This window comes from Zhongshania aquatica (assembly GCF_027257955.1).
GTDB classification, from domain to species: domain Bacteria; phylum Pseudomonadota; class Gammaproteobacteria; order Pseudomonadales; family Spongiibacteraceae; genus Spongiibacter; species Spongiibacter aquatica.
Window position 1 is genome coordinate 1 of record NZ_JANZNQ010000049.1, and the last position, 11,224, is coordinate 11,224.

At 45.4% G+C, this 11,224-nt stretch carries 7 protein-coding genes; 3 read left to right on the forward strand and 4 right to left on the reverse strand.

Annotated elements, in window-relative coordinates; translation table 11 throughout:
* Positions 1–307 precede the first annotated feature (307 nt).
* The 4 genes from nhaB to O9X78_RS19985 all read right to left on the reverse strand — a co-directional run bounded on the left by nhaB (position 308) and on the right by O9X78_RS19985 (position 5,010).
* Positions 308–1,813, reverse strand: coding sequence for a sodium/proton antiporter NhaB (nhaB, locus tag O9X78_RS19970; RefSeq protein ID WP_269621475.1), 1,506 nt, complete (start codon positions 1,811–1,813; stop codon positions 308–310).
* Positions 1,814–2,012: 199 nt separating this feature from the next.
* Entirely contained in the window at positions 2,013–2,747 is a 735-nt protein-coding gene (locus O9X78_RS19975; protein WP_269621476.1) for a phosphatase PAP2 family protein, read from the reverse strand.
* Positions 2,734–4,386 (reverse strand): phosphoethanolamine transferase, encoded by a 1,653-nt coding sequence (locus O9X78_RS19980; protein ID WP_269621477.1) that lies wholly within the window; start codon positions 4,384–4,386, stop codon positions 2,734–2,736. The genes O9X78_RS19975 and O9X78_RS19980 overlap by 14 nt, the downstream gene beginning before the upstream one ends.
* A gap of 156 nt (positions 4,387–4,542) precedes the next feature.
* A complete protein-coding gene (locus O9X78_RS19985; protein ID WP_269621478.1) occupies positions 4,543–5,010 on the reverse strand; it encodes a hypothetical protein in 468 nt (155 codons plus the stop codon).
* A 165-nt stretch (positions 5,011–5,175) separates the two neighbouring features.
* Between O9X78_RS19985 and O9X78_RS19990 the strand changes: the two genes are divergently transcribed.
* The 3 genes from O9X78_RS19990 to O9X78_RS20000 all read left to right on the forward strand — a co-directional run bounded on the left by O9X78_RS19990 (position 5,176) and on the right by O9X78_RS20000 (position 11,137).
* Entirely contained in the window at positions 5,176–7,242 is a 2,067-nt protein-coding gene (locus tag O9X78_RS19990; RefSeq protein WP_269621479.1) for a TonB-dependent receptor family protein, read from the forward strand.
* 30 nt (positions 7,243–7,272) lie between these two features.
* Positions 7,273–8,688, forward strand: coding sequence for a PepSY-associated TM helix domain-containing protein (locus tag O9X78_RS19995; RefSeq protein ID WP_269621480.1), 1,416 nt, complete (start codon positions 7,273–7,275; stop codon positions 8,686–8,688).
* Between the two features lie 1,051 nt (positions 8,689–9,739).
* Positions 9,740–11,137, forward strand: coding sequence for a DUF4158 domain-containing protein (locus O9X78_RS20000; protein ID WP_269621481.1), 1,398 nt, complete (start codon positions 9,740–9,742; stop codon positions 11,135–11,137).
* Positions 11,138–11,224: the final 87 nt, after the last annotated feature.

Here is an 11,224-nt window from a genome sequence, read left to right on the forward strand (position 1 = left end):
TCAATCGCAAGAGTGTCATCGTGTTAGCCGAAGACGGCACGAAGCAATATAAGATCTCGCCGGGTTTGCTGAGACCACTTCGGGACGTGGAGTAAGTCAACTACGTCTTGAAATGAACGCTTACTTTTCAGAGCGACGAAGACTATTTTGAGCAGTGATGAGATGCCCACAGGATGCGTGTCCAGGCTGATGACGTTCTACGTTGCCGATGTCTTTTATATAACAGGGGTTTAGCTAGCCCAATACTCGTGACACAACGTAAAAAGGGCCCGAAAGGGCCCTTTTTTTATTTGCTGAGAAGACGTGTTTAATCAAAGAACCACACGGCAACCAAAGCGACACTACTCATCACTATTGTGTAGGGCAGTGCCATTATCACCATTTTACCGTATGAAAGACGAATCAGCGGAGCCAATGCAGACGTCAGTAGGAACAAGAATGCAGCTTGGCCATTAGGTGTGCCAACACTTGGGATGTTGGTACCGGTATTAATCGCCACAGCCAAATGCTCTAGCTCTTCACGGGTTAGGTGTCCTGCATCAAACGCGGCTTTAACTTCATTGATGTAAACCGTCGCCACGAATACATTGTCACTGATTACGCTCAGCATGCCGTTCGCCACAAAGAACATGACTGTTCGCATCTGGCCTTCCATCGCCAACACAGTGTCAATAATAGGCTTAAATAGATGCTGCTCATGGATAACGCCAACAATAGCAAAAAACACTACCAACAGCGCAGTAAAGGGCAGTGCTTCTTCAAATGCATGTCCAATACGGTGCTCGTCGACAATACCGTTAAAGGCGGTTTGCAACACAATTACGGTAAGACCGATCAAGCCAACGGGCGCAAGGTGCAGGGCTAGACCGACAACTAAAAAGACCGCGACCAAACCCTGCACAACCAATTCAGCAACATCAGAAGGTGTGCGCTTCTCGTCTTGTGCGGCAGAGTATTCAACCAATACTGTGCGTACTGAATCTGGTAGTTTTGCGCCGTAGCCAAACTTGCCGGTTATTTCGAGTAAGGCGCAGGTCAAAAGTCCAGCAAATAGAACGGGCATGGTAACCGGCGACATAACCTGTAAAAAGTGCAGGAAGTTCCAGCCCATTTTCTCCGCAATTAGCAGGTTTTGAGGCTCACCGACGAGGGTACATACGCCACCTAAAGCCGTACCCACAGCGCCGTGCATTAACAAGCTGCGCAGGAATGAGCGAAATTGCTCTAAATCAGCCCGCGAGTTGTCGGTGACTTTATTGTCGTCACCATGGTCGTGATCGCTATGGGAATGATGCCCCCCTGATGCCACGCGGTGATAAACCGAGTAAAAACCGATACCCACGGCGATAAGCACCGCAGTAACTGTTAATGCATCAAGAAAGGCACTTAGTAACGCCGCCATGCCGGAAAACACCAGAGACAGCGCAACTTTAGATTTAATGTTCAGTAATAAACGAGTGAACACAAAAAGCAGCAAATTTTTCATGAAGTAAATGCCAGCTACCATAAATACCAGTAGCAGAATAACTTCAAAATTGTTTCTGGCTTCCATGTACACCGTTTCGGGTGACGCCATGCCAATAATAATTGCTTCTATTGCAAGTAAACCGCCCGGTTGTAATGGGTAGCATTTCAAGGCCATTGCCAGTGCAAAAATAAACTCAGCTATTAACGCCCAGCCCGCAATAAACGGACCGACAGTAAAAAACAGCAGGGGATTGAGAATAAGAAAGCCAATGATGGTCTTTTTATACCACAGTGGCGCATTACCTAAGAAATTGCCCGCGAAGGCGCGCACCATACTTTGATCCATAGATTTACTATCCTTATTAGTTATCATTCAGGCACGGATGACAGCGAGCGTCAGCCAGAGTAAGAACCGGCGCCAATCATAATACAGTCCACGGCAGAGGAGAACCACGGATAGGGGTATATCTAGCGGTGAGCTGCGGGTTTTATTAGTTAAAAACCTTAGATATTGATGAAGCAATTAGGTTGTCACTGTCAACTTACTAACTCTCTGACTCTAGCAGTGTGTTGTTATTTAGTAATTCAGCGTCCTTGTGTTTGGCTTTCTCCGGCCAAGGAAGTACTAATAGCGCAACTATATTAGTAACAATCCAACAAAGGAGTAGAGACACTAGGGTATGGCTTAAGAAGTGATGGCCAATGATCATTTTATACCCTCCCATCAGCGAACCTACCGTAATGGCAAAGGCCAGCGCTTGACGCTTTCTGCGGCGGGTTTTAGGCAAATAGTATAGGGCGAGTAGTGCATACCCGCCGCTTGCATGTCCAGCGGGGAAGCAGCGTTGACGTTTTTCAGGGCGCTGGTTTTCTGGGTAATGCTCAAACAGGCCAATATAAGGTAAGTCTCCGCCGTATTGCTCTAGCGCGTAGGGACAAGCAACATTGGTACTGCCTTTCAAGGAGGATACTAACGCTGGCCCTAATGGTAGTGCGATCAATACGATCAAAATACCGTGCTGATAGGCTTTGATAATTGGATTTTTATGAAAAATAGTCGCACCAATAAGCAATACCAACTCAAATAATACCAATAGCTTTTTGGGGCCGTCATAAAGCATAAAATGCAACATTGGATTCGACGTATCTAAAATCCATTTGCTGGTTTGATTGTTGTAAAAGAAATTCTCAAACCAAATATCTAAGCTCGTAAATTCAACACATAGCATTAAAACGACAATAGCAATTAATGATATAGAGATTTGTTTAACGGGTTGCATTTGCCGTTTCCTCTTCCTCCTCGGGCCCTAACATAACTAATTTTGAGTCAGCTGATGGGAGCAAGTCCGTGGAGACTTCAAATACCGAGAGAAGGGTGTCGAACACCGCGTCATGAGTATTTGGTTTGTCTTTTAAAAGTATTGTCTGTTCATAATCGATGTCAGAGGTTTCGCCAATCCACGCCAATACGGGTACATGTGTCTGCGCCTTGGGTGCAAAAGCATAGGGCATACCATGCAGATAAATGCCGTTTTCCCCCAGTGACTCGCCATGATCGCTCACATAGAACATGGAGGTTTCGTAGGGGCCTGTATTCGCTTTCAAAAAGTCGATAACCTTTGACAGGAAAAAGTCCGTGTACAAAATGGTGTTGTCATAAGCATTGATGATTTCCTCCTGCGTACATTCCGATAACTCGGCAGAATGACAAGCGGGGGTGAATTTTTCAAACTCAGCTGGATAACGTTGGTAGTAAGCTGGGCCATGACTGCCCATTTGATGCAGCACGATTAGAATGTCGCCAGAATGCTCATCCACATAGGCTTGTAAGCCATTCAGCATACCTATGTCACGGCACTCAGGGTTACATTCTGGATTGCGGTCTGATGAACGGTAATCTTCAAACTGAATTCGATCAGCAACACCCTTCGAATCTGAGTTATTGTCGCGCCACAACACGTTCACACCTATAGACTGCAATAAATCCAAACCATTTTCGGTGTTGCGCGCGCTTTTCACATCGAAGGTATCGTGTTTTGAGTATGAAAACATACAGGGAACAGAAATCGCGGTAGACGTCCCACAAGATTGAATGTCGGTGTAACTAATTAAGCGATCCACCTTTGAAAGCTCGGGGTTTGTGATTCGGGTATAGCCATTCAAGGAGAAATGATCTGCTCGCGCAGTTTCGCCTACCACTAATACAACGAGCTCTGCGTGGGCTTCGCCGCCTTCTAAGATATTTGCAGCGGCTTGTAGACCTTGAAACGGGACTGGTGCGCCTTTTGGCAACAAGCTGCCCGTTAATTGTATCGCCGAATAAATAGGGTAAGCCGGACTAATATAGTAGCGAACTTGCTTATGTTCTCTAAAAAAACTCGCATATTGGCTACTAAAAACACCGATGCTAGCGCCTGCAATAGCCAAGGCGGCAACAGCTGTTCCACCATGTATGAGCAGCGCCTTACCAAAATGAGCTCTAGGAGCAGTAAACCGCCAGACAAGAATCGCAGGTATTAAGCCGAGCAAGACCAAGCGGCCTGCCAAGGTAAATGTCATTAAGTCGGCTGATTCCGCTGCATCTGTCTCAAGGACATTGCGCAACATTTCGACGTCAATAACCGTACCGAACTTGTCGGAAAAGTAAGAGCTAGATGCAGCAACGAGCAGGAAAAGAACGGCTGTAATCCGAGCAGGCAACACTAAACTAAAGATCGACGCAATAAACAGCAGACTCGCAAATACAACAATACTCAAAGAAACCACAAAGGCTTTGTTGGTCGCCCAAGGGTATATTTCCAGAGCGTGGTGGAAAAAGGTGAGGTTTGCGGTGGCAGTCAAAAATATGGCGACAATGATCAATAGTTGATACGAGGGTAGGGTAAAACGATGCTGCTTATTTTTAGCGGTATATTTCATTTGCGGTAATACTATCCCATCAATTTTGCGGAGATATAACATCACTGGAGCTGAAGAAACATTAGCTCAATAAAATTAAGGGAATCTTAAGAATCGGTTTGTTATGCATTTTTTGGCTTTGGCTTGATTCGCTTATGCTGTGTATCGCAAGACGAGTTAATTGTTACAGTCTGGTGTACAAACAGTTTGGTGTACAAGGGAGGTCGATCCGTTCAGCATTTCTAGATAAAAACGAAATCCCCCCCCCCTAAGACGTTCCCTTTCTTTACCGATCAGAATAGGCACGCTTAGGTGTGCATTCGATATAGCAGGCAATTGACGAGTAAAGATACTGAACTGCATAAATCGCAATCGCAAATTAACGCCTAACTCAAAGTGCTGAACATCATGGTGTAAGTTTGGTAACTCAAGGCGAAGCCTTATGTCGCTGTGTAAAAGACTCACTTCGGCGCGTATACCCGATTCAGTGCGTTGAAGACGGCTGGCCTTCACATCGATCCCCGCTTGATTTGAATCTGCTATCCGCAAATCGCTAGGTCTAACGTATATATCGGCAGGGCCATCTTTAACACGTGGCGCAGCTGCAGACTTAAAAATGTTCGCGAAGTTTAAAACTAAAATCACTATAATCAGCCAATACCTCTTATTTTCCAGCGTATAGAGTGATTTCTGTAACCTCGCAAAATCTCATTGCCTGCGACCTTATGCCACATAGTGATGGTTCTTGGTTTGATATAAAATTTCCGGTTTTAAATGGCTTTGTTAGTTTTGGATTCCAAGGAAATTTTGATGCTGTCATTCAAGGGGAGCTCCCTCTTTTTTTGTTTGGGCTTACCGCTGGCTACTCTTGCTAGCACGCCATTAAGCAATCTGCCCTCAACGAATAAGCTCGAAACAATTGTTGTGTATGGTCAACAAACAAAGCTCGCTCTAGAGGCGGAACAGGCGCTCACACCAGGTGGAGTAACACTGGTGGATGCGGCGGATCTTTATCAGCGCAATGTATCGAGCATGGCAGATATGCTGCGATACGTGCCTGGTCTATGGGTCGCTAGTGGCTCCACCGGGGACTCTAGCTATTTTTCCAGTCGCGGTTCCAATCTTGATGCAACCAATTACGATGGCAACGGTATTAAACTGCTACAGGACGGCCTACCGGTTACCGCTGCCGATGGCAATAACCACAATCGTGACGTTGACCCGTTAAATGCAAGTAATGCCGTCGTGGCTCGTGGTGCTAACGCACTGACCTACGGCGCTAGTACCCTCGGTGGTGCGATCGATATAATTACACCCACAGCACGAGACAGGGCACCTCTAGACATCTACTTCACAAGTGGGAGCGATGACCAGTTTCAGGGCCGGATGAGTGCTGGCACAGTGAGCGATAGCTTTGATGCACTGCTGACAATTGAAGCCAGACGATGGGACGGATATCGAGAGCACCAACAACAAGAACGCGAAAGTCTCTACGCGAATGCCGGTTGGCAATTCAACAATTCTGTGCGCACTCGACTTTATTTCACGTACATCGACAACGATCAGGAACTACCGGGTAACCTAAGCCGCGATCAATGGAAAGCCAATCCAGAGCAGGCAAACCCAGATAACGTGATCGGTAACTTTTTACTCAACGTTGAAACCTGGCGTGTCGCCAACAAGACAGAGTGGGATATCGACGACGCCAGTAGCCTGTCAGTGGGCATCTCTTACGAGGAGCAGGACCTGTACCACCCCATCGTTTACAGTCAATTCTTCAGTCTGTTGATCGACACAGTACAGCGCAATACAGGTACTGCTATACGCTACAATCTGCGCCAGGGTAGCCACGATCTGCTGCTCGGACTTAATTACGGTATCAGTGACGTCACTGGGGGTAATTACAGCCACGAGGGCGGCCGTCGCGAGAATCTGACGACCCGTGTGGACAACAGCGCAGATAGCCTAGAATTATTTTTGGTTGATCGTTGGCAATTTGCGCCCAATTGGACTGCAGTCTATGGCGCTCAAGCTGTCAGTGCCCGGCGCGAGGTCCGCAATATTGCCGTGTCATCAAATATAGTGCGTAACCCTGAAGCTGACTATGACAGTATTAATCCCCGCCTAGGATTAATTTATCAACTCACAGCCAACGTGGAATTGTTTAGCAATATTAGCAAGCTCTATGAAGCCCCAACGAATTTTGAATTGGAAGATGATGAGCGTGGTAATGAAGAGACCCTGAATGCCATGCAAGGTGGTGTGTTCGAGATTGGTACTCGCGGTAGTCAACAGTTAGGTACTGCCAGCGAGTGGCACTGGGACATTGCCCTTTACTACGCACAATTGAAAGACGAAATTCTTTCGAAGGATGACCCCAATGCAGCAGGCACCAGCCTGTCGACCAATGTTGACGACACCATTCACTCAGGCTTAGAGGTATTGCTTGGTGCCAATTTCGTGTTGAATGATGGTAGCAGTATTCAACCGCTATTGAATCTTACAGTGAACGAGTTTTCCTTCGATGACGATGCTGTGTATGGCAACAACGATCTGCCAGCGGCACCTGATTATGCAATGAAAGGCGAGATTCTTTACCGGAACACCAATGGTTTCTTCGCTGGCCCGACTTTTGACATCATTGGTAAGCGTTACGCAGACTTCCAAAATACCTATACCGTTGACAGCTACAAGCTACTTGGTTTACGCGCCGGATTGACCGGTGAGGACTGGGAGGTATGGGGGGAGGTGCGTAATATCACCGATGAAAATTATGTCTCTCTGTTTAGCGTGAAGGACGTAGCTGCGCCGGATGCTGCCATTCTTTCGCCTGGCGAACCCCGAGCGATCTACGTCGGCGTAAGGCTACAACTCTAACTTTTATTGGCATTTCCTTCGGATTAAATTATGAGCGGCTCGGAACCCAGTTTACCTGACTCTAGCATGGCCAAGCAGCGAGAGCCGATCTACAGGGCGATGTGGCGCTGGCATTTTTATGCTGGTGTGTTTGTTATTCCGTTTTTATTTATGTTATCCGTGAGCGGTCTGCTGATGTTGATTAGCAAACCTATCGAGCCACTGTTGCATCAGGAACTCACAACCGTTGCACCCACCGGGAACGCGCTACCAGCCTCAGCATTGCTAGCGGTAGTTCGTGCGCATTACCCTGATGCCGTCGTAAAGATGTATTTGCCGCCGAGCATAGCGAAAGAGTCAGCGCGTTTTTCTTTATCGTTTGACGCGGCATCCGCACATGCCGGTCACAACGCCTCGAGCACTGTGGTTTACATCAACCCTTACAGCGGGGAAGTGCTGGGGGCGCTGGATCCGGCAGAAACATTGTATGCAAAATTGCAAGCATTCCACAGTTCGCTGTTTCTTGGAGACCCTGGTGATAGTCTTATCGAAATTGCGGCCGGCCTGACTGTACTGATGGTGCTGACTGGTTTGTATCTGGCGTGGTTTGGGAAAAAAGGGGAGAAGCCAACGGTTACTCAACAGCCAGCCAGCAGCATTCGTGATGTGACCACTCGCGCAAAATGGCGCCAACTGCATCGTATGATAGGGCAACTGATTGCCATACCTCTGTTGTTCTTTCTGATTTCCGGATTAGCCTGGACTAATGTGTGGGGTGGAAAACTGGTACAGGCCTGGAGCTCTCTACCCGGGACCCGCTTCGAGGCACCCAAATCACAACATTTGCATCAGTCGATGAATGAGGTGGGGATACATCAGACACCCTGGGCGCTGGAGCAGACCCCATTACCCACCTCTGCCGTCGGTAAGGGTGGATACTCACTGGATTCGATAGTTAAGTTCGCCGAAACCAACGAATTCACGCAATATCGAGTGCATTTACCTGGGGGCAGTAGCGGCGTATGGACCATTTCTGCCACGACCATAGCCGGCGACCTGACTAACCCGTTCGCCGAGCGGATTCTGCACATTGACCAATCTAATGGCAAAGTACTTGCCGATCTTAGCTTTGGGGATTATCCGACAATGGGCAAGGCGATGGCAGCCTTTATCCCATTCCACCAGGGCGATTTGGGTTGGTGGAATTGGCTATTAAATATAGTTTTCGTAATAGCGGTAATTATTTTAATTGTGGGAGGCATAGCTCTTTGGTGGAAGCGACGTCCCGCAAAGGTATATCGCCTGTTGCCGCCGACAGCATCTCATGCTGATAGCAGGAAAGTCGCGGGAATTATGCTGATCATTTCCCTGTTGTTTCCCTTATCCGCTGCCTTGCTCGTACTAATACTACTTGTAGACCATCTTTTTGTATCACGATTTAGCAAGTTACGGTCTTTAATTAAATAGCGTCGATCGTTATCGGCACTCTATATAGCGCGTTTGTCGGTTTGTTTGCAGAACTTGCGATATCAGTCACATGAATAAATAGAATAGCTTTATGGATTGCTAGAACGAACACGCCATGTTGGTACCGACGTCGTTATTTCCGTATTCACGCTTGTAACAAATACGGAGCATTATAATTTCAGGTATGCCAAACTGAATATCTGTAGAGCATATTCAATCAGGGTAGATCTTTAACGTCGTTAAATGGTTGTTATTCTATTTAACATTTACGCGGTGTTTGCCAGCGTTATGCGTGTTGATAATCTAAACACCTTAGGCCGATTAGCTTATCTGCGTAACACTCTATGTCGTATACTAAACAGTGTTGGACATTAAGAAGAGGGTTTTGCTAGAATACGGATAGACACCACACGCCCATACCTCGGGAGTTCTGCATGGCTGTTCCGAAGCCCATACCGCTATACCCAACCTATGCTGAGTTAAAGGAATTTAGTTTCAAAGATTACCCTGACCTTGATAGCTTTCTGAAAACCGGCGATTCATGGTGGCCTGCTCATTGGCAATGGGGTCGCGAGTTCTTAGATTACATTGGGCGCAATAAGTCTGAGCATACTTTCACACGTTTTCGAAATGAAACGGAACGTTTTCTGCTGTGGTTGTATTTGTTCAAATCAAAACCGATGGATCAATTACGGGGTGCTAGCCACTTCTTACCACATTATTCCGTGAAACATATTCGTGGAACATGGTCATGCTTTAGGATCATCTGTTTAGATACGCTTTGCTACACTCGATATTAGGAGGCATCGGCCCGCGCCCCGCGGATTGGGAGGCAACGAAGTGATGACGTCAGCCGAGCTTTGCCTGATTATCATGCACTCGTAGAATTGACCAAATCCCTAACTTCCTGTTTTTCTTGATATTTTGTCGTGCTTATAACCTCCCTACCTGTCTTTTTCTCGATTGCTTTATACAATTGCTGCTTGATAAGTAATCATGACTCAAGTTCTCTCTGGTATGTGTGTCCCAAAATTTTTTAGGTTGTATTGTTATGAAGATATTAACAGAAGAAGAAATCGTCGAGTATCACGCCTCGCCAGCTATCAGTGCAGAGAGCCAAGATTACGAATTTTCGCTAGATGACAAAGAACTTTCTTTCATAAAAAAGCGAGAGTCAGTTGATATCCAAGTCTATTATCGGCTCTTACTTGGCTATTTCAGATTAAAACCTATAAAAATTCAGTTTGATCCAACAAGATCAGAGCCCGATTTGAAACATATAGTTAAAAAGTACTATCCAGGATTGGCGAGAGAGCTTGTACCTTTATCGGCAGCTAGAAAATCTAACATCTATAGCAGAATTTTTTCTGCCGTTGGAATAAATTCATTTGATTTGAGTGAAAAAGAAAAATTACAGACATACCTTGCCCAAGAGGTAAGAACTAAGCTGGATCCGCGAGAGTTACTTGACCAAGCATTAGATTGGCTTGCTCACCAAAACATTGAACGACCATCTTACCGTATAATTAATATGGTTATCTCGGATGTTACTAATTTAGAAAAATCCAGAATTAAAGAGCTGGTTAAAAATCATCTAACCGAAAATACAAAGAGTATATTTCTAAGATTACTCAACGATCCAAATTCCAAAGATGTATTTGATGCAATTCGATATCAGGCAACCGACTTTAGACCATCTCAGATTAACAAGGAAGCAAGAGCATATGATTGTCTAAGAGAAATATATGAAGACGTTAAAATGCTGGTTTCCGTGCTGAAATTATCGAAGCCAGCCATTGAACACTATGCTGCATTATTCAACTACCACGATGCATGGGAACACAAAAGGTCTGATCAGTTAAATTTTTATCTATATTTTTCATGCTTTGTATGTCAAAGATTTATGGATATAACTGATTATTTCGTGTCAGCTTTCTACTTTCATTACACAACCACTCACTCATCCGCGAGGGAATATGTAAAAAAAAGGATAATCAGTGAACGTGAAGGTATGGCCGACCTAATGATTAAAGTTGGTGGAGTTTTAGATCTCCACGGTGATGAATCAGTAACTAACAATGACCTAAGAAACAAAGCAGAAGTGATTTTGCCATCAAATCAGAGAGAAATTGTCGCAAAATACCTCAAGTCTATAGACGTTGATGAAGAAATGTATTATTGGGAATACATTGATTCAATACAAGGGAAAAGCCTTAGAATTATTAGGAAATTATTTACTTTCTTAAAGTTCGTTGAGCCCTCCAGCAAGCTGGCTTTGTTCAATCAAACCCTGAAGTTAAAATTCGACTTGGAAACCGAAAATAGATGCATTACGTTTGATGATAGGTTGATCTATAAGAAGAATAGAGTGCATATATATAATGATGATAAAACGCTTATTCCACACAGAGTGCGTATTCCGCTGAACCTGATCAGTCGTACCGCTTGAACGTGATCACTTAATCCACCTCATACATCATGTGCCGTCTTTTTACTTTAAGTGATCATCTTCAGTCAATGTAGTCATCAGTTTTCG